This is a genomic window from Sporolactobacillus spathodeae, from assembly GCF_016908935.1.
In the GTDB taxonomy this organism is placed as follows: domain Bacteria; phylum Bacillota; class Bacilli; order Bacillales; family Sporolactobacillaceae; genus Sporolactobacillus; species Sporolactobacillus spathodeae.
Window position 1 is genome coordinate 1 of the sequence record NZ_JAFBEV010000012.1, and the last position, 20,087, is coordinate 20,087.

The following is a 20,087-nucleotide window of genomic DNA, read 5'->3' on the forward strand; positions in this document are numbered from 1 at the left end:
TGCTCTCACCGCTTTTTTTGATAGTCTTCAGACAAACATAGGTATTTAGTAGCAAATTATAATTTTTTCAAATCTGTCTCACCGCTTTCCTGAAAACTCACTACTTATAGATGGAGCCTGCACTGCGCAGCTCCAAAAATTTTTTATTTTGCTCTCACCGCTTTTTTTGATAGTCTTCAGACAAACATAGGTATTTAGTAGCAAATTATAATTTTTTCAAATCTGTCTCACCGCTTTCCTGAAAGCTCACTACTTATAGGATGGAGCCTGCATTGCGCAACTCCTAAATTTTTTTATTTTGATCTCACCGTTTTTTGGGGAAGCCTTCAGGTGAGGATAGGTATTTAGTAGCAAACAACAATTTTCAAATCTATCTCACCGAACTTCTGAAAGCCTTCTACTTATAGAATAGAGCTGTACATGGTGAGGCTCTTAATTTTTTTATTTTGATCTCACCGCTTTTTTTGAAAGGCTTCAGATGGACATAGGTATTTAGTATCATATTATAATTTTTTCATATCTGTCTCACCGGATTTCTGAAAGCTGTCTACTTATAGGATGGAGCTGATATTGTGCAGCGCTTAAATTTTTTTATTTTGATCTCACCGCTTTTCTGAAAGCCCTCTACTTATAAAATGGAGCTGAACTTTGTGCGGTCCTTAAATTTTTTTATTTTGATCTCACCACTTTTCTGAAAACCCTCTACTTATAGGATGGAGCCGAAGTTTTGCGGCTCCTAAATTTTTTTATTTTGAACTCACCGGAATTCTGAAAGCTTTCTACTTATAGGATGGAGACGAACTTTATGCGGCTCCTAAATTTTTTATTTTGATCTCACCGCTTTTCTGAAAGCCCACTACTTATAAGATGTAGTCGAACTTTGTGCGGCTTTAAAAATTTTTTATTTTGATCTCACCGCTTTTCTGAAAACCCTCTACTTATAGGATGGAGACGAACTTTGTGCGGCTCTATATTTTTTATTCTGATCTTACCGCTTTTCTGAATACCTGCTACTTATAGGATGGAGACGAAGTTTTGCGGCTCCTAAATTTTTTTATTTTGATCTCACCGCTTTTCTGAAAGCCCACTACTTATTAGGATGGAACTAGACATTCTACGGCTTTTAAAAATTTTTTATTTTTATCTCACCGTTTTTTGGGGAAGCCTTCAGATGAGGATAGGTATTTAGCAGCAAACAACGATTTTTCAAATCTATCTCACCGAATTTCTGAAAGCCTTCTACTTATAGAATAGAGCTGTGCATGGTGAGGCTCTTAAATTTTTTTATTTTGATCTCACCGCTTTTTTTGAAAGGCTTCAGATGGACATAGGTATTTAGTATCATATTATATTTTTTTAATATCTGCCTCACCGGATTTCTGAAAGCTGTCTACTTATAGAATGGAGCCGGTTTTGCGCAACTCTTAAATATTTTTATTTTGATCTAACCGTCTGAAAGCTCACTACTTATAGGATGGAGCCAGTTTTGCGCAACTCTTAAATATTTTTATTTTGATCTAACCGCTTTTCTGAAAGACCGCTACTTATAGAATGGGAGCCTGCATTGTGCAGCTCCTTTTTGATCTCACTTTTTTTGAAAGCTTTCAGATAGAATTGGGTTTTTAATATCCATTCGAATTGTTTTAAATCTATCTCACCGGGAATCTGAATGCGTACTACTGATAGGGTGATAGGCATTAAAACATGCAGAGGTGAACGGATTGAAAGGTGTAGATTGTGCTCGCCGGCTGACACCGGTGTCGGCAAAAAAGTTAAAGGCAGCTGGCTTTGATGGGATCGGGCGTTACCTTGGACCGCCCGACTCGTGGAAGACTTTAACGAAGGAAGAAGTCTCTGCAGCGACGAGCGCCGGCTTGAGATTGTTCAGCATTTGGGAAAAAGCACCGACTGACGCCGCATATTTTACACGGACTCAGGCGTCAATCGATGCGCGCGAAGCCGCCTATTGGGCACGACTACTTGGTCAGCCCGTCGGAACGCCAATTTTTTTCACTGTTGACTATAACGCTTCACCGAAAGAGCTCTCGGTTATCCGCTCGTATTTTTTTCAACTTCACCGATACCTGAGCGCTTACACCATCGGCGCATATGGGTCGCTCAGTGTCATCAACGCGCTTCATTTATGGCAAGCTGCTGACTGCTTTTTTCAGACAGCGGCTTGGTCGGCAGGCCAAAAATCAGCGCATGCCGATATCTATCAATTTAAAAACAATCAGCATGCCGGTGGTTTGATCGTTGATTGGAATGAAATTTATAATGACGCCGTGCTTTGGCCACTTCCGGTGTGCAAAAATCGCTATCCTGGGCACCTGATTCGAATAAACAGCCACGGGAACACTGTCCGTCTAATCCAGAAAACACTTGGTATCCGCTCGGACGGTCTCTTTGGACCGGAAACCGAACGTGCCGTCCGAAACTTCCAAAAAATCAAGAAGCTCCAAGTCGATGGCGTCATTGGTCCGCAAACATGGGCGGCACTCTTTTAAAAAGCGGTCCAAATGTCGCGTATGCCTGCGGCTGCTTGTTGGCATAATGGTAAAAAAATCTACGGCCAGCGGAAAGGCAGAACGCGCATGCACCCATTTTTAAAGAAATTGATCGGATTTTCAATTGGACCGGTCGCAGGAGCGGCACTTTCATTTCTCACAATTCCACTGACAACCTTGTTCATCCGCCCGGAGGAGTACGGAAAAGCCGGGCTTTTTTTGCTGCTTCAATCCTTGATTGGCAGCTTTTTATTTCTTGGGATCGACCAGGCCTATACGCGTGATTACCATGAAGCACGCGATAAAACAACTTTCTTTCAAAATGCCCTGCTGATTCCGCTCGGTTTTGCGCTTCTGCTTTTCTTGATCACACTTTTGATGCCGCAATGGATTGCTCAGACGCTTTTCGGCCAGAAAAACCAGCTGCTTGCCGCCGTTCTTTTCGGCTTAATGATAGTTTTCATGGTCTTGGAACGATTTATCCTGCTGTCGCTACGTATGCAAGAGAAAGCGCTGGAATACTCGCTGTTGAATATTTTCGTCAAATTCACCGTGCTCGTGCTGACTTTGATTTTCGTTCTCTGGGTGCGCCGCGATTTTCTCGCGGTCGTTTATTCAACCATCCTCGGTCAAATCGCCGGCGATTGTTATCTGCTCATTCGCTACCGACAGCTTTTTAATCTGCGCCATTTTGCGCTTGATCGGGCGTTGCTTGGCGCCATGCTCCGCTTTGGGCTTCCGATTCTTATTGCCACATCGCTCTCCGGTCTGCTAAACGGCTTTAACCGAATTGCGCTGCGGCTCTGGAGCGACTTTGCCCAGCTTGGTATCTTCACCGCAACAGTCAAAATCGCGGCTCTGCTAGCGATTATCCAAACCAGTTTCACCACATTCTGGGTGCCGACCGCCTATCGCTGGTTCTCCGAGGGACGGAAAGCCGCTGATTTCCAGCAAGTCAGCGAAGGTGTTTTGCTTATTTTATCTGTGCTTGCTTCGTTGATTTTCATTTTCAAAAATTTGATTGTCGCGCTGCTTTCAGCGCGCTATGCCGATACCCGATTGTTGATCGGCTTTCTCTGCTTGCAGCCGCTCATCTATACGCTCAGTGAGACGACCGGATTAGGCATTGTTTTCAGCAAACGCAGTACGCTCAGTATTTGGGTTTCCGTCATTGCGCTGATTCCTGGCTTATTGCTCAATATTCTGCTTGTCCCACGCTGGGGCGCGGTCGGCGCAGCGATCGCCACCGCTGTTTCCTATCTTTTTTTCTTCGCCGCCCGTTCTTATTTTTCCGCGCGTTGCTGGCAGCGACTGCATCTCGTCAGACATTATGCCGTTATTCTACTGCTTTTTCTCGCCGCCCTTGCGAACCTTTTGCCCGTAAGCGGCTTAACTACCCTTAATCTGATTGTTCTCGCTGTACTTCTGGGAATGCAATGGCGCACCATTAAAAATTTAGCTGAATGGTTCCGGCATCAGGAAGGAATCCGATCATGAAAATCGCCATTATTAGCCCAGAGCTTCTGCCGGTACCGGCGGTGAGCGGTGGCGCGGTTGAAACACTGATCGAATTGCTCATTCAGAATAATGAAAAGATGAAGCGAACCGATCTCGATGTTTATTCTGTTTTCGAACCGCTTGCAGCACGTCGTGCCCTTTGCCTGCGAAATACACAATTTTACTATACGCGTGTGCCACACCATCTGAGCCGCATAATTCAGCTCTATAACCGGTTTGCACTGAAGTGCCGTCTCACACCGATTGCCGCTCCGTACCTCCGTCGCGTGCTCAAACAGATCCGGTCGCGCCGCTATGATTGGATCATCATTGAGAATCGGCCGCTTTTTCTGCTCGCTGCAAGGCGTATGCTGGGGAAGCGTGCGCGCCTCGCGCTTCATTTGCACAATGATACCCTATCGCCAGACAATTGGTATGCCCGGCGCGTGCTGTCTTGCTGTGATCGGGTCATCGGTGTCAGTGCGTTCATCGCCGATCGCGTTGGCCAGGTGGCAAAATCTGGCGCTGAAGTGCAGAAAACCACCGTCCTTTACAACCGAATTGATACCCTGCTTTTTCAGCCGCATGCACGTAGACCCGCTGATGCAGCTGCTCAAACAGGCATTCAGATTCTCTATTACGGTCGGATCGTTCCGCGCAAAGGCGTTCTGGAATTGATTAATGCGTTTGCTCTTGCCCTTCGCGTGAACCCGAACCTTCATCTTTTATTGATTGGCCAATCGTCAGACAAAGATTACCAGCAAAAGTTGCAATGGGCGCGCAACGCGCTGCCCAGCGACCGTTGCACGTGGATTGAGTCTGTCAACCATCAACAGATACCGGCCTATCTTGACGCTGCTGATCTCGTTGTTTTACCGTCGCTCGGCCACGAAGCGTTCGGCTTAACGATTGCCGAATCCATGTGTATGGAAAAGGCTGTTATTGCAACAGCGAGTGGCGGCATACCTGAACTAATCGCCGGCGATTGCGGTTTGCTCGTTCCAACCGGACCGCTAATGATTAAGCAGCTTTCAGAAGCCATCCTCCTCCTTTCGGAAAATCAAGAACTGCGCAGTCGTCTCAGTCGCAATGCCCGGCGCAAGATATTAGAACATTTTCAATCCGAAACGTATCTTGAAGACTTAATCGCCATCCTTCAGAAAAATTAATTTCTGTAAATAAAAATCCTGTGGAAATGGGATTTTTTTTATTAGACATTTGAGGAAATTCTCATTATCTGCCCCGTTGTAATGATTTTGTCATGCCCCCTTCGGTAGGATAGCTACAATCAAAAAAATAAATCAATCGATTGGTTACGTGCTGACACTTTTAAAGGGGATGAATTCTGTATGAGTCAAAACGGTGCAAGTGAGAAAACCCAGTACTATCTCGTGGAGAAACAAAATATTCGCTACGTCACGTACGAAGATGTTGTGAAGGACAGTTGGTTCGAAAGTGATTTGATCGCGCCGCGTATTGTCATCCTGTTGCCGGCACATAACGAAGAGATGGCTATTTCGAGTTGTCTTGAGGGAATCGCCGACCAGAAGCTGCCTTCAGGAATCCAGTCGGTCGACATTCTACTTGGCCTTGACAATTGCACAGACCGGACAGAAGAACGAGCAATCTATACGGCAAATAAGCATAATCTTAACCTGATTATCTACAAAACGGAGAACAATGCCAAGAAAAAAGTCGGCTGCCTGACGCAACTTTATTCGCTCTTGCACGGAAACAGTCTACGCGTTGCCGGTAAAGACATTAGCCGACGCCAGCAGCGTTATGTCGCTTCTATTGAAGCGATCATGTCGATTGATGCGGATACGCGTATGGAAAAAGGTTGCATGATTGAGCTCTGGGAAGGGCTGAAATCAGACAGCAATATCGGCGGTGTGATGGCAAAATACACGATGCTCTACCCAGTTAGCAAGCGAAAAATACTTGAAGACGACCCACATTATCAGGACAAAATGGAGAGCGGCGCATACGGCGGACCGATTGCGCGTTGGTGGATTGCCCGCCAGAAAATTGATATGGCATCTTGGACGCTACAACTTTTCACAAAAGGCCGTGGCCGGACATACGTTCTCGGCGGTCAAACGTCTATGTTCAATCCCGACGCCCTTGAAGCGGTGCGCATCGCGCAAGGCACTGTCTCTTATTTACGTGATGATACACAAGTCGAAGATATGGCGCTGACCTGGATGATCGAGAAATGTGGCTATAAAGCACTTGTTTCACCAACCGCTCGCTGCTATGTTGATGGAATGCGCAACTACAAATCTTACGTTGCGCAGCGAGATAAATGGAAAGGCGGGCTAATCGAGTTGCTTGCCAATCGCGATAAAATTCGCACCCAGCATACCGGACAGCTCTGGCGAGAACAAATAAAAATGGGCCTTGATTTGTTAACACGCGTTTTGTTTGTTGTCATGGTGATTCTCGCTATCTATACAAATCAATATTATTGGTCGTGGGTCTGGGCGATTCCCCCAGCCGTCGCCTGTATCCTGAATACGGTGCTTGCAATAAAAACATACCGTATTCGTCCGATAGACGTGATCATGTCAGCGCTCCTGATCAGTCCGGAAATCTATCTCTGGGTCAATCTGTTGATTTGGATTCGCGCCTGGATGCGCCACTTCAGCGTAAAAGAGTTTGACGGTTGGGGGAATCAATACGCGGCGGAAAAAGGATTGACACGCTCAAAGCTTTCATATGTTATCCTTTTTATTCTCGGCTTCTTCGGATCGGTCATCTATCTCGGTTACAAAATGAACGATTATTTCAAGAGTGATGCCTTTATCCAATTCATTCATCCATATTTCCAAGCTGGTTTTACCGTATTGTCGATCCTGACCATTTTCCAGACCCTTGCTATGTTGTACCAACTCTGGCAACTACGTACACCTTATAAAGCCTGAGTTGCCATTCAAAAAAATTTTTGGCTCCACGAACAGGTAATAATCTGCCGGGTCTCTCTGGCACGGTATTCCCGCAGACGTTTCACACATTGCTTTTTTTCATAAAAATCAACATTAAATTGTAACAGAGCCTAAGTCATACTTGCTAATTAACTTTTGATTACCGAAAAATATCAGTCAACCAAACAGAAAAAAGCGCAGGTCCCACCTCTGAATTGTCGGAGATGGCGCCTGCGTTTTTATTCGTTAGATCTAAAGCCGACTTGATGCAGCTATTTATGCTCACGATTTTTTGTTAACAACTGGAAGACTTGCTCGAATGCCTCGAGTGTCCGGCGAATCTCGCGTTCCGTATGCGCAGTAGACAAATAAAGTCTTCCTCTTTTCGGTGTCAAACGAACACCGTACTGCAACGCGGTTGTGACAAATCGATCATAATATGGCTGATCCAAAGTATTCAGCGCGTCGCGAAAGTCAGCCGGTGAATCGCAGCGTCCGAAATGAAGGACAATAATTGCGCCAAAGTGCGCAGCATGAAGCGGCTGTTGATATTCCTCCCCCAATTTGTTAAGTCCCGTAGTGAACATCTGTCCCAGCATATCAAATCGACGATAAACCTGATCGTTCGCCAATTGTTCGATTGTCGCCAATGCAGCTGCTACAGAAATCGGATTGCCGTTGAAAGTTCCAGATGGATGCACTCCGCAGTTCATGACTTCTCTTTTTCCAGCAACAAAAGATAAGGGAAATCCGTTTGAAACTGCCTTGGCAAATACCGCCAGATCAGGCGTCACGCCGAAATAGCTTTGTGCCCCGCCGAGTGCCAATCGAAAGCCGGTGATCACTTCGTCGAAAATCAGGAGCACCTGATGATGGCGGGTCACTTCGCGTAATTTTTGCAGAAAACCATTTTTCGGAACAATCGGTCCCGAATCACACATGAACGGTTCGGTGATCACTGCAGCAATTTCGTCACCGTGTTTCGTCAGTACCCGTTCGAATAAATCGCCATCATTCCATGGAAGCGTGAGAATTTGATCGGCGGCTGTTGGTAATTGTCCGCTGACTTCGAGCAACTTATTCGGCTGTTCGCGCCTCCCAAATTGCGCGGCACGCAAAGCATCGGAACTGATTCGTTGCTCATCAGACCAGCCGTGGTATTGTCCTTCGAATTTCACAATTTTCCATTTGCCTGTATAGGCGCGGGCAAGACGAAAAGCCAGCATATTGGCTTCTGTTCCTGTATTTTGAAACGCAAGTTTTTCGGCGCAGGGAATGATTGCAGTTAGCTTTTCTGTTAGGCGCAGCAAGTTCGAGAATGGGGCGGCAAATTGTGTCCCTTTCTCTATCTGCTTGGTAACGGCTGCGTTAACTGCTTGTGGTGCATAGCCCAAGATCATTGGACCCATTCCTCCGACATAATCAATATAAGCATTGCCGTCCAAATCGTAGAGATAGGCACCTTCTCCGCGTTCAAAACTAATCGGATACGGTTGATTTGGATCTTTATGAAAACTGCTTGCGACGCCGTCTACCAAATGGTCACAGAGCTGGTGGTAGTTTTGTTGCGAACGTTCTGTATGTGTTATCGGATTCATCCTTCTCATCCATCCTTTAGAAAAAATGGTATATGCTCTCCGTCTCCGTGCACGTCTTTGAAAAATTTGGCTTTGACCGGTTCTTTTTGTAACCAATGCGCTTCGGCTGCTCGCTTGCCGCGGGCAGGACGGGAGCCTCCTCGAACAGGCAGTTACCTGCGGGGTCTCCCCTGTCCTGCTCTTCCCGCTGGCGTCTCGCGCCTGCGCTGCTTTTTTTGTGCAAAAGCTCTATATTTTCTTTAATGGTGAGAAAACTTGGGCTTTGACCGGTTCTTTTTGTAACTATGCGCTTCGGCTGCTCGCTTGCCGCGGGCAGGACGGGAGCCTCCTCGAACAGGCAGTTACCTGCGGGGTCTCCCCTGTCCTGCTCTTCCCGCTGGCGTCTCGCACCTGCGCTGCTTTTTTTGTGCAAAAGCTCTATATTTTCTTTAATGGTGAGAAAACTTGGGCTTTGACCGGTTCTTTTTGTAACTATGCGCTTCGGCTGCTCGCTTGCCGCGGGCGCCGCCAAGTCCTTTGGACGACGGCTAAATCTTAGTTTTTCTGATACTTAATTCTTCTGAAAGCTTCTATTTTCTGAAGTGTATAAAAAAGAACCGGAACGCAAGCCGGCTCTTTCCATCAACATAAATTATTGGACACCTTCTAGACTTTCTGGATGCAGGACACGCTGAATGAATGTTTTCGTCCGATTATGCTGGGGGTGGACAAATATGTCTTCCGGACTGCCTTCCTCAACAATCACGCCACGATCCATAAAAATGATTCGGTCACCAACTTCCTCAGCGAAACGCATTTCATGAGTGACCAGCACCATCGTCATCCCCTCATCAGCAAGCTGGCGGATAACTTGTAGCACGTCGCCAACAAGTTCGGGGTCAAGGGCAGATGTTGCCTCATCAAAAAGCATCATCTTTGGTCGCATCGCCAAGGCACGGGCAATCGCCACACGCTGCTGCTGTCCGCCAGATAATTGGCTGGGGTAGTGATTCATTCGATCCGCCAAACCCACTTTATCCAGATACAATTCCGCAGTTTTTCGAGCGTCCTCTTTCGTTTTCTTTCTAATTTTGATCTGGGCCGCCATGACATTTTCAATCGCAGTCATCATTGGAAATAGGTTAAATGATTGAAAGACCATGCCAATTTCCGTACGGAGTTCGGCGACTCTTTTTTCATGGTATTTGCCTTGTTCATCAAGAAAGCTTTTTCCCTCGATCTTAATCGCTCCCGAAGTCGGTACTTCAAGATAGTTGAGACAACGCAGTAAAGTTGATTTTCCGGATCCCGAAGGACCGATAATGACTACTTTCTCACCTTTACGAACGTTGAGATCAATCCCCTTCAAAATTTCTTGATTACCAAAGGACTTATGAAGATCAATCACTTCAATCATTTTCTCAGGCATGTTTTCTCAACCTCTTCTCGAGCAGCCGCACCACTTGCGATAATGGGAGACTTAGAATCAGGTAGGCAACAGCGAGCAACGTATACGATTCAATTGTCAAAAAGGTTTGAGACGCGTACGCCTGTGTCCGCAGCAGCAATTCGTTCACGGTAATAAAGGCCAGAAGTGAAGTATCCTTGATCATCATGATCAAATAATTTCCAAAAACCGGAATTGAATTTCTTGTTGCCTGCGGAATGATGATCGACCACATCGTCTGCCGATGCGTATAACCAAGTGCCAACGCTGCTTCAGTCTGTCCCTTATGAATCGTCACAATCGATGAGCGAACAACTTCCGACATATAGCAGCCGTAATTGATGCCCAGTCCGAGAACACCTGAAAGTAACGGATTCATTCGGAATTGATAATCCGGAATGAAAAACTGAAAAACAAGCGATATCAATAGCGGAACAACATAAAACATATAAACTAATTGAACGAGTAGCGGTGTTCCACGAATCATTTCCAGGAAGACAACAAGCACACCATTCAGGAACTTGCGACCGGACAATCGCCCAACCGCAATTAATACGCCAAGAACCAAAGCGAGCAGAAAGCCAAAAATGGTAGCTTCAAGTGCGATCACCAAACCTTGCAGAAGCTGCGGCGTCAATTGGTGAATGGCTGTCCCAAAATCAAGGTTATTTAGTATGTTCATTAAGACACCTCTATCTCATAACATCCTTGCTTTGGCAAACTCATTATTTGACAACAGGCACATAATAATTATCCGGCATGCCCCACTTTTTCAATTCCTTTTTAATAAATCCGTTTTCCTTCAGGATATTGATTTGTTTATTAATCGCTGTGACAAGCTTTGTGTCGCTCTTTCGTGCAGCGGCTCCGATCATTCCAGAAGCTTCCGGCTTATACGGGCTCAAAATCTTCAGGTTCAAGGTCGGATCAGTCTTTAAACTATAGGCAGCAACGGCACCATCCGTAATACATCCGTCGACTTTTCCAGTGTTCACCGCCAGCTCAAGATCGGACTGCGAACCGAATGTATCAACTTGCTTGATTTTGCCTTCCTTCTGCATTTTGACGGCCAAATCATAGAATGCTGTGCCCTTCTGAGCGCCAATCGTCTTGTCCTTTAAATCGGCGACACTTTTTATCGATGAATTTTTCGGAATCAGGATTGCTTCGCCTTCCGTATACCAGATGGTTGTGAACTTAGCAATCTTCTGGCGCTGCGGGTTAATGTACATGCCATCGGTGACCAAATCAATATTCTTATTGTTCAATTCAAGGAGCAAGTTTTCAAATTTTGTCTGCTTCATTTCGACTTTTGGGATGCCCAATCGTTTGGCAACTTCTTTGATAATATCCGCATCAATTCCAGAAAATTTATGTGTTTTCTGGTCAATGTAGGCAAATGGGGCATCGTTTGATGAACCAACGACAAGCACCCCTTTCTTCTTGGCAGCCGCTAATGTATCAGTTGAGGAACTTTTGCTCGACGAACTGCTCGCTTGCGAGCCACATCCAGACAATACCCCGACAAGGAGAACAACAGCGATAAATAGGCAAAATAGTCTTTTCATGGACAAGCCTCCTAATTTTTTCAATATTTATAATTTACTTTATTATCCATTCTTTATCAATTATTAATGGTCGACTCAATGCCTGCCTGAATAATAGCGAGTCCTTCAGTCAATTGTTCATCCGTAATCACAAGCGGGCAAAGCAGGCGAATGCAATTGCCTTTCAATCCGGCATCGAGCAGAAGCAGTCCGTGATCATTGGCGTAACGGACAATTTTGCTCGTACGCGCCTTGTCTGGCGTCTTCGTCACCGGATCGGTGACGAATTCAATCGCAGCCATCGCGCCCAATCGGCGAACATCACCGATAAATGGGTATGCTTCCTTCCACTCGCGAGCAGTTGTTTCAAACAAGTGGCCGATATGTTCCGCTTTTTCAAGCAAATTTTCTTCTTTTATCACCTCAAAAACAGCAAGTGCGGCTGCGCACGCCAGCGGATTTCCACAGTAGGTGCCGCCCAGTGAGCCTTTTAAATCACAGGCGTCAATAATTTCTGCCTTCCCGACCACGCCGCTAAGCGGGAAACCGGCGGCAAGTGATTTGGAGATGGTCATTAAATCGGGTACGACATCGAAATTCTCAATCGCAAACATTTTACCCGTCCGCGCAAAACCTGCCTGAATTTCATCGGCGATGAAGACAATACCGTGTTTGCTACAGAACTCACGTACATAATGAACAAAAGTTGTGGAAGGAATGACAAAGCCGCCCTCGCCCTGAACCGGTTCCATTACGAGACAGGCCACTGATTCGGGAGCGACAGTACCGAGGAAGAAGTCATTGAATTCAGCGATCACCTGCTGATCATAGGCTTCATCGCTCAGCCCTTCCGGTTTGCGATAGTAATACGGATACGGGGCTTGGTAAATTTCAGAGGTAAAAGGACCAAACCCAAACTTATAAGGTTTGACTTTGCTCGTCATGCTCATCGTCAAATTCGTTCGTCCGTGAAATCCGCGTTGGAACGAGACAACTGCTGATCGTCCGGTATAACGGCGAGCGATTTTCACTGCATTTTCAACTGCTTCCGCACCGGAATTGAGCAAAATCGCTTTTTTCTCGAATGAACCCGGTGCAGCTTCACAAATTTTTTCACACAGCGCTATATATTCAGGATACATAATCACATTAAATCCGGGGTGAATATACTTGTCCAAGGTTTCTTTAACCGCGTCAACAATCTTCGGGTGGCAATGACCAACGTTCTGTACGCCAATGGCACCAGCGAAATCGATAAACGTATTGCCATCGCTATCTGTGACAAGTGCCCCTTTCGCACGGACCGCTATATGGGTGTTGCCATTGCCAACGGCCGATGAAACATACTTTTGCCGTTTCTTCTGCCATTCTTCCGTTTCTGATGTCAGGATATTTTCCTTAATCATGTGATATCATCTCCCCTTTAATAGATATTTTGAATATTTTTTGGTATTATGTATAGTATCAATTTTCAAAATATTTTGGTACCAGGAGATTGCTATCATGGTAGAGACGCGGATTCAGTCGGTTCATTCGATGGACTATAAGTATCAGCAAATCTATAAAAATCTCAAAAGAGAAATACTGCTCCGTCACTTTCTCCCTGATCAAAAACTTCCATCAAAAAGAGAACTGGCAAAAACGCTCAACGTCAGTGTCAATTCGATTAACGCCGCTTATCAGCAGCTTCTTGCCGAAGGTTATATTTACGCGATGGAGCGAAAAGGATTTTTTGTTGAGAAATTGGACGCTTTTCCTTTATCCGCCCGATCGCCTGAAACAATCAGTCCCGATCTCGAAGAAAAATCGCAGTCAAGGAAAGGTTGGCTTTCTTTTTCTCACATGTCGATCGACCGAACGCTCTTCCCATTTGAAAATTGGCTAAAATGCGAGCATCAGGCATTGAAAATGCGACAGAACATGCTGGATGACGATTCATCGCGCTATCCCCAAGGCATCCGCTCCGTCCGCCAAACAATTGCCCGGCTCCTTTCGATTACACGTGGTGTCAAATGCTTTCCGGAACAAATTATCCTCGGCAGCGGCACGCAAATCTTATTGCAAATACTTGACGGTCTGATTGAGGAGAACAAGGTTTTCGCTCTTGAGGAACCCGGTTATCAGCGTGTTTACCGTCTGTTGGAAACATTAAGGCGGCCTGTTGAGACCGTTCGTTTGGATGTAAAAGGCATTTCGATCGAAGCGATTAGGCGGATCAATCCTTCAGTTGTTTACGTCACGCCCTCCCACCAATTTCCAACGGGTATCGTCATGCCGATATCCCGGCGCATCCAATTGTTGAACTGGGCGTCTGAACAAGCAGATCGCTATATCATTGAGGACGACTACGATAGTGAATTTAAATATCAAACCGATGCAATCCCCTGTTTGCAAGGTCTCGACACCTATAAACGTGTGATTTATTTCGGTACTTTCTCAAAATCGCTGCTGCCCGGATTGCGGATCAGTTATATGATTCTTCCAGAGCAACTGCTTCGGATAGCTCGGACACGCTTCTCTTTTTTGATGCAGACATGCAATGTTCTGACTCAGATTACACTACAGCAATTTATCGATTCCGGCTTTTATCACAAGCATATTAAAAGCATGCGCCAAATTTACGAAACAAGACGGACACGGCTGATTGCAGCCATGCGCGTGCAATTCGGAGCGGCTATCAAGATTTATGGGATCAATGCCGGTCTTCATTTTCTAGCAGAATTTGATACCAAACGTTCGATGGATGAGATTCTAAATCGTGCGGCACAGGAAAAATTGGAATTGTATAGTCTGGAACGCTGCGTGCTGAAAGCGCATTATTTCACGAAAAAACCAACGTTCATTATCGGTTTTGCGAATCTGGCGAATGGGTCTATCGATCGCGCTGTTCAGCTTCTCTACCGAGCTATTTATCAGTGAAGCGCATTAGCATACTGACCCTTTTTACTGGCGAGTTGCTTTGAGGCACGCTGTTCCCGTAAGGCGCCAGAGCACCTACGCTCCATTTTTTGTGCAAAAATCTTTATACTTTCTAAAAAAAAACGAGGCTTCCTTTTTTTCAAGGAGCCTCGTTTCTCTGATTCTCTATATGATCGTTCAATGTTCACAGCGAATAGTTCAGATTGACGAATTTAATATTGACGTAATCCTCAATGCCTTGATGGCCATTTTCACGTCCGAATCCGGAATGCTTGGTGCCGCCGAACGGCGCCTGCGGATAAGCCACAACGCCACTGTTGACACCGACCATCCCGTATTGCAAGCCTTGACTAACTTTAGCGATCCGCTTCAAATCTGCGGTATAGAAATAGCTGGCCAATCCATACAAAGTGTCATTAGCCATCGCTAGCACTTCATCTGTATCATGGAAAGAAATAACCGGTAGCACTGGACCAAACGTTTCTTCATAAAATATTTTCATCTCGCGTGTAACCCCAGAAAGCACGGTGGGCGCATAGAAATAGCCGTTTGCATACGCGCCTTCGGTCAGCCGTTTACCACCTGTCCGGATCACCGCGCCTTTTTCCTCAGCATCAGCGATTTGCCGCTGAATTTTCACAATCGCGTCTTCGCGGATAAGCGGACCGGCGTCGACGTCCTCGGTCAAGCCATTGCCAACCTTCACTTGTTTCACAAGCGTAACCAGTTTCTCAGTAAATGGTTGCAAGACGGATTCATGCACAAAGATACGATTTGGTGAGGTGCAGACCTGTCCGTTATTCCTGAATTTTGTCGCGACCAGATCGGCTGCAGCACGATCAAGATCCGCGTCCTCAAAAATAATAAAAGGCGCGTGTCCGCCGAGCTCAAGCGATACTTTTTTCACCGTTTGGGCGGATTGTTCCGCTAATAATTTTCCGACTGCCGTTGAACCCGTGAAAGTCAATTTGCGAATCACATTGCTTTCCGTCAATACTTTGCCGATTGCTGGCGCGTCGCCTGTCACAAGATTCACAACACCGTCCGGAAGACCCGCTTTTGCAAACAAATCCATGAGTGCCAATGCCGACAATGGTGTTTCCGGTGACGGCTTCAGAACAACCGTATTGCCCGTTGCAATCGCCGGCGAAATTTTCCGCGTGATCATCGACGAAGGAAAATTCCAAGGGGTTATCGCACCGATAACGCCCAGTGGTTCTTTTTGCACGAGCAGCAAATGACCATTTGGTCCAGGTATCGTTTCGCCGTAAACCCGTCGTGCCTCTTCGGCGTACCAACGCACCGATTCAGCCCCTGCCAGCACTTCGCCCTTTGCCTGCGCAACCGGCTTGCCTTGCTCAATTGTCATGATACGCGCCAGTTCGTCCGCATGGCTGATAATTGCATCCGCCATTGCGCGCAGAATAGCTACCCGTTTGTCGATGTCAAGACTGGCCCATGCCGGAAAGGCTTGTTGGCCGGCGACAACCGCTCTTTTCGCATCCTCTGTGCTGCCGCTCGCTACCTCAGCGATCTTCTCTCCAGTTGCTGGATTGATCACCGTGTCAGTCTTACCACTAGCCGCGTCCAGCCATGCACCACCGATAAATAATTTCTTTGGCACACGCTCAATTAATTGTTCCATCTCTGCAATCATTGCTATCCCCCTCAATAGTCAAACTTTTATCACAATTCCATCTAATTTTTAGCATAACGCAATTTTGCCTTTGCCGCCATAAGAAAATAGAAACCGATCAGACGTCTCAATCTATATTGTCAATTTATTTCAAATCGTCCTATAATAAGTGAATTATAACTTCTAAATAGTGATGAGGAGTGTGTGCCATGGATCAAAAAGTACCGATGCGCAAAAGTAATCGCCGGGTAACTGATAGAGAAAGAATCGATCAGTTCTTAAAAAAGCAACGAATCGGCTACCTCGGTCTGTCTGATCAGACCTCGCCATACGTTGTCCCGCTTAATTTTTACTGGTCGGGTGAAAAGCTGTATTTCCACGGGGCAGACAGCGGACGAAAAGCAGCGATCTTGGAACAATCACCGCTCGCCTGTTTTACAGTAGCCGAAGAACTCGCCACGTTAACCAGCCCAATCCCGGCTCACACCACGACTGCTTATTTTAGTGTCATGCTCTTCGGCCGAGTTAGAGCGGTCGAACCGCTCGATGAACAAAGAGAAGCGATGCAACAGTTGCTTGATAAATTCGTGCCCGGTTTTTTCCAAAAGCCGCTCGCCGCTCAGCATCTGGCGAGATACCGCTCCTCTCTCGGCAGCCGCACGGTGATCTATTGTCTGGAACCCGAAGAAATCGCTGCTAAGGAATATCCGATCGATCCAGCGCGCGCCTTTCCTACTGCTGACTAAGCCGACCTTTTTAGTTGGATCCGCCTTCGGCGAGCGCTTGCTGATTGGCCACATGATTCAGCGGCTCCCCCTGAATATAGCGGCGGATATTGTCAACCGTCACCATCGCCACGCGGCGCACACTTTCTTTCGTTGTGCCGCCGATATGCGGTGTGACCACAAGATTGTCGAGCGCGGGAAGCATGTCTTCGGGAGGCTCTGTTTCAAAGACGTCAAGCGCCGCACCACCGATTTTTTCACTACGGAGTGCCTGTAGCAGGGCTTTCTCATCGACAACTGCCCCGCGCGAGACATTAATCAGAAAAGATGTCGGCTTCATTTTTTCTAGCGCTTCGGCATTGATTAGATGGTAATTCGATTTTTTCAGCGCCGTGCAGATCACAATATAATCGGATTCCTGTAGCAGTTGGTCAAGCGTGACAAATTGAACGCCAAGTTCGCTTGCTGCCTGATCATTGCGGTGCGTGCCATAGGCGATCCGTTCCATTGAAAAGGCTGAAGCGATCCGCGCAATTGAAATCCCGATCGCACCGAAACCAATAATGCCGAGTGTTTTGCCTCTCAGCTCGAATCCGTTGCTATGCGTCCAAATACCCTTCTTCGTCGCTCGGTCGAGCTGCGGCACTTGTCGCGACACAGCAATCATCAAACCAATGGCAAGTTCCGCAACAGCCGGCGCGTTGCCGCCAGGCGCGTTGCTGACATAAATCCCTTTTTCCGAAGCATAGTCCATGTCGATATTATCAAGACCTGTGCCCGTCTTCAAAATATATTTTAAACGGCTTGCCGCGTCGATAATCTCGCGATCAGCGGGTGCGACAGCTGTTATATAAATTTCCGCATCATGAATTTTATCGATAATATTCTTTTTTGTCGCCTGATCATACATCAGGCAGTCTACTCGGGCGCCGTATGCCTCCAGCTTTTCAACAATCAGATGATGTACCGGATAATACGACTTTCCGACACAAAAAAGTACATGCATAAATCATCCTTCTTTCTGGATTGGCCAATTGTTCATTTCCAACGGTGACGGATTTTTCCTTCTGTTTTTATTTTATCAGTTCCGTTCATTTCTACAAATTTAACAGACTTTTTCTTGATCCAGTACTTCTGTTTCGTTAACGAAGCATTAGAAAAACTTGGCAAGCCAAGTCTTTTTTTGCAAAAATTGCGCTCCGGCTGCTCGCTTGTCGCAGGCGCCGCGCGTCTCCTCAGATTAGTGAGAATCTGCGGGGTCTCACTTGGCTCGCTTTTCCCGCAAGGCGCCAGAGTGCCTGCGCTCTATTTTTTGTGGCGAAGTCTTAGGCTTATACTTAATTCCTTTGAAATCTTTATACTTTCTTAACGTATAATATGGCCTGCCCCGGCATCCATTTTTAATAGGCAGCCATTTGGAGGAGGAAGCAGCGTGATTGCTTTAGAGGAAGAAACGAAGCAGCAGATTATCGGCTATTTTAATCATTTGCATGAACATCCTGAAATTAGCATGCAGGAATTTCAGACCACGAATTATCTGCAACTGCAATTGGAACAGCTCGGCTGGAACACGAAGCGATTTGCCGATTGTCCCGGTGTGATCGGCGAAATTGGCTCTGGACGCCCGATCATTGGTTTGCGTGCCGATATGGACGCACTCTGGCAGCATGTAGGCGGCAGTTTGCGCGCCAACCATTCATGCGGGCACGATGCGCATATGGCAATGGCGCTCGGCGCCGCTCGTTTACTCCCGCGGCTGCCGCGCGCCGTAGGAACGGTACGTTTGCTTTTTCAGCCAGCGGAGGAAACAGGTGAAGGAGCGCTTGCATTCTGTGATCGCGGCGTGGCCGGTGATCTGGATTACCTGTTCGGTGTCCACCTGCGCCCGCAGCAGGAAACGCGAAACGGATTGGCGCGGCCAGCCATTTTTCATGGTGCCTGCCGGACAATCACTGGGACTATCTCCGGCCTTGAGGCTCATGCTTCTCGGCCGCACCTTGGCATAAATGCGATCGAAGCGGCGGCGATGATCGCTACTGCCCTGAACCAGATTCATCTTGACCCAATGATTTCCTATAGTGTTAAGATGACTCAGCTACACGCGGGTACGGCCGCCAATATCATCCCGGGACAGGCTTCGTTCACGCTCGACCTGCGGGCAGAAACTAATGAAGCAATGGCCGATCTGACTGAAAAGACCCGCTGCGCAGTGCAAAACGCCACCGCATGTTCTGGCGCAACCGTCACATTAACTGTACCGGAAGGAAGCCCGGCGTCCGCTGCCTCAGTAGATGCAATGACGATTATGACAGAAGCAATACGGGAAGAGCTCGGCAATGAATGCTGCAAGCCGCCGCTTCCAAGCAGTGGTGGTGATGATTTCAATCATTATGCCAGACGATTTCCCAAGCTCAAAACAACGATGCTCGCGCTTGGCTGCGATCTGACACCTGGTCTGCACCATCCACAGATGCAATTTAACCACGATGCAATTTTTGATGGTGTACGTATTCTGACTACCGCCATATTGCTGGCTCTTAAAAAAAGCGAGTGAGCACATGGCGCATAGATAGACAAAAACAATAACCAAAATACAAGAAGAGATAGTGATTTCAGTCAGCCATTTGCTGCATCACTATCTCCCTTCTATTATCTATTTCATTTCTGAAAACACTTCGGTCATCGGTGAGTCGCTCAAAATTCAAGAGTCGCTCCGAATCCCGAAAAGTAGCTCCACACTTGTGCAGCATCATGCAATGTCTCGTGCTAATCAACGAAAATGATCGACTCATTGACTTGAATCCGTGGATGAAGAGCCTGCAGTACTGGGCAATTCTGCGGAATCTCCAGAAACGTTTGACGTATGGCTTCACGATTTTGCATTTGCGCCTTTAAGTAAAGCAGGACATTAATTTGCGAAATCGGATTTGGATAATAGGGATCTTCTTCATAGTCAAAAATCACGCGATGCATGCGGCACACAATCTGCCTTTGCTCGAGCAAGGTCTCAAGTGTATACACGGTGCAGGCAGCCGCGGATGCCGCAATCAGCTGAACCGGAGAAAAGCCGGCATTTCTACCAAGCAGCCAATTGCCATTTTCATGGACGAGTTCAATTGTTTCAGATCGTTGAATCAGTTCCAAATAAACTCCCTCTTCTCTAGTAAAAATCTTCTCTATCAACTATATGAACAGGCCTGCTCGAATATGTTCTTAAGCGCGTACGTTCTCGGACCCCGATTAATCTTTAGTATATAAGTGCACGAAAAAAGCGGGACCAATCGACAAGTGTCGTTTGGTCCCGCTCA

At 46.6% G+C, this 20,087-nt stretch carries 15 protein-coding genes; 7 read left to right on the forward strand and 8 right to left on the reverse strand.

Going from position 1 to position 20,087, the window contains the following annotated elements; translation table 11 throughout:
• Positions 1-1,721 precede the first annotated feature (1,721 nt).
• The 4 genes from JOC27_RS07480 to JOC27_RS07495 all read left to right on the forward strand — a co-directional run bounded on the left by JOC27_RS07480 (position 1,722) and on the right by JOC27_RS07495 (position 6,928).
• On the forward strand, positions 1,722-2,507 hold the full coding sequence (locus JOC27_RS07480) for a glycoside hydrolase domain-containing protein (protein WP_205006602.1): 786 nt from the start codon (positions 1,722-1,724) through the stop codon (positions 2,505-2,507).
• A gap of 87 nt (positions 2,508-2,594) precedes the next feature.
• On the forward strand, positions 2,595-4,004 hold the full coding sequence (locus JOC27_RS07485; RefSeq protein WP_239530034.1) for a lipopolysaccharide biosynthesis protein: 1,410 nt from the start codon (positions 2,595-2,597) through the stop codon (positions 4,002-4,004).
• Positions 4,001-5,173 (forward strand): glycosyltransferase family 4 protein, encoded by a 1,173-nt coding sequence (locus JOC27_RS07490; RefSeq protein WP_205006604.1) that lies wholly within the window; start codon positions 4,001-4,003, stop codon positions 5,171-5,173. The genes JOC27_RS07485 and JOC27_RS07490 overlap by 4 nt, the downstream gene beginning before the upstream one ends.
• Positions 5,174-5,353: 180 nt before the next feature.
• On the forward strand, positions 5,354-6,928 hold the full coding sequence (locus JOC27_RS07495) for a glycosyltransferase family 2 protein (RefSeq protein ID WP_205006605.1): 1,575 nt from the start codon (positions 5,354-5,356) through the stop codon (positions 6,926-6,928).
• Positions 6,929-7,200: 272 nt separating this feature from the next.
• Here the strand turns inward: JOC27_RS07495 and JOC27_RS07500 are convergent, their stop codons facing one another.
• The 5 genes from JOC27_RS07500 to gabT all read right to left on the reverse strand — a co-directional run bounded on the left by JOC27_RS07500 (position 7,201) and on the right by gabT (position 12,902).
• Positions 7,201-8,526 (reverse strand): aspartate aminotransferase family protein, encoded by a 1,326-nt coding sequence (locus tag JOC27_RS07500; protein ID WP_205006607.1) that lies wholly within the window; start codon positions 8,524-8,526, stop codon positions 7,201-7,203.
• 631 nt (positions 8,527-9,157) lie between these two features.
• A complete protein-coding gene (locus JOC27_RS07505) occupies positions 9,158-9,922 on the reverse strand; it encodes an amino acid ABC transporter ATP-binding protein (protein WP_205006727.1) in 765 nt (254 codons plus the stop codon).
• A 4-nt stretch (positions 9,923-9,926) separates the two neighbouring features.
• Positions 9,927-10,634 carry an amino acid ABC transporter permease gene (locus JOC27_RS07510; RefSeq protein ID WP_205006609.1) on the reverse strand — a complete coding sequence of 236 codons (708 nt, stop codon included), beginning with the start codon at positions 10,632-10,634 and terminating at the stop codon, positions 9,927-9,929.
• A 43-nt stretch (positions 10,635-10,677) separates the two neighbouring features.
• Entirely contained in the window at positions 10,678-11,520 is an 843-nt protein-coding gene (locus JOC27_RS07515) for a substrate-binding periplasmic protein (protein ID WP_205006611.1), read from the reverse strand.
• Between the two features lie 56 nt (positions 11,521-11,576).
• The gene (gene gabT / locus JOC27_RS07520; RefSeq protein WP_415641061.1) at positions 11,577-12,902 is read right to left on the reverse strand and encodes a 4-aminobutyrate--2-oxoglutarate transaminase; all 1,326 of its coding nucleotides are present in this window, start codon (positions 12,900-12,902) and stop codon (positions 11,577-11,579) included.
• Between the two features lie 100 nt (positions 12,903-13,002).
• Here gabT and gabR point away from each other — a divergent pair, with 100 nt between their 5' ends.
• A complete protein-coding gene (gene gabR, locus JOC27_RS07525) occupies positions 13,003-14,418 on the forward strand; it encodes a MocR-like transcriptional regulator GabR (RefSeq protein ID WP_205006615.1) in 1,416 nt (471 codons plus the stop codon).
• A 184-nt stretch (positions 14,419-14,602) separates the two neighbouring features.
• Here gabR and JOC27_RS07530 read toward each other — a convergent pair whose 3' ends face one another.
• The gene (locus tag JOC27_RS07530) at positions 14,603-16,072 is read right to left on the reverse strand and encodes an NAD-dependent succinate-semialdehyde dehydrogenase (RefSeq protein ID WP_415641062.1); all 1,470 of its coding nucleotides are present in this window, start codon (positions 16,070-16,072) and stop codon (positions 14,603-14,605) included.
• A 191-nt stretch (positions 16,073-16,263) separates the two neighbouring features.
• Between JOC27_RS07530 and JOC27_RS07535 the strand changes: the two genes are divergently transcribed.
• Positions 16,264-16,800 (forward strand): pyridoxamine 5'-phosphate oxidase family protein, encoded by a 537-nt coding sequence (locus JOC27_RS07535; RefSeq protein ID WP_239530036.1) that lies wholly within the window; start codon positions 16,264-16,266, stop codon positions 16,798-16,800.
• A gap of 10 nt (positions 16,801-16,810) precedes the next feature.
• On the opposite strand, the gene JOC27_RS07540 is transcribed toward JOC27_RS07535, so the two are convergent.
• Positions 16,811-17,785: an NAD(P)-dependent oxidoreductase gene (locus JOC27_RS07540; RefSeq protein WP_205006620.1), complete on the reverse strand. Its 975-nt coding sequence runs from the start codon at positions 17,783-17,785 to the stop codon at positions 16,811-16,813.
• Positions 17,786-18,211: 426 nt separating this feature from the next.
• On the opposite strand from JOC27_RS07540, the gene JOC27_RS07545 reads away from it, so the two are divergent.
• Complete coding sequence (locus JOC27_RS07545) at positions 18,212-19,333, forward strand: amidohydrolase (protein WP_205006629.1); 1,122 nt, start codon at positions 18,212-18,214, stop codon at positions 19,331-19,333.
• Positions 19,334-19,545: 212 nt separating this feature from the next.
• Here the strand turns inward: JOC27_RS07545 and JOC27_RS07550 are convergent, their stop codons facing one another.
• Positions 19,546-19,923 carry an OsmC family protein gene (locus JOC27_RS07550; protein ID WP_205006631.1) on the reverse strand — a complete coding sequence of 126 codons (378 nt, stop codon included), beginning with the start codon at positions 19,921-19,923 and terminating at the stop codon, positions 19,546-19,548.
• Positions 19,924-20,087: the final 164 nt, after the last annotated feature.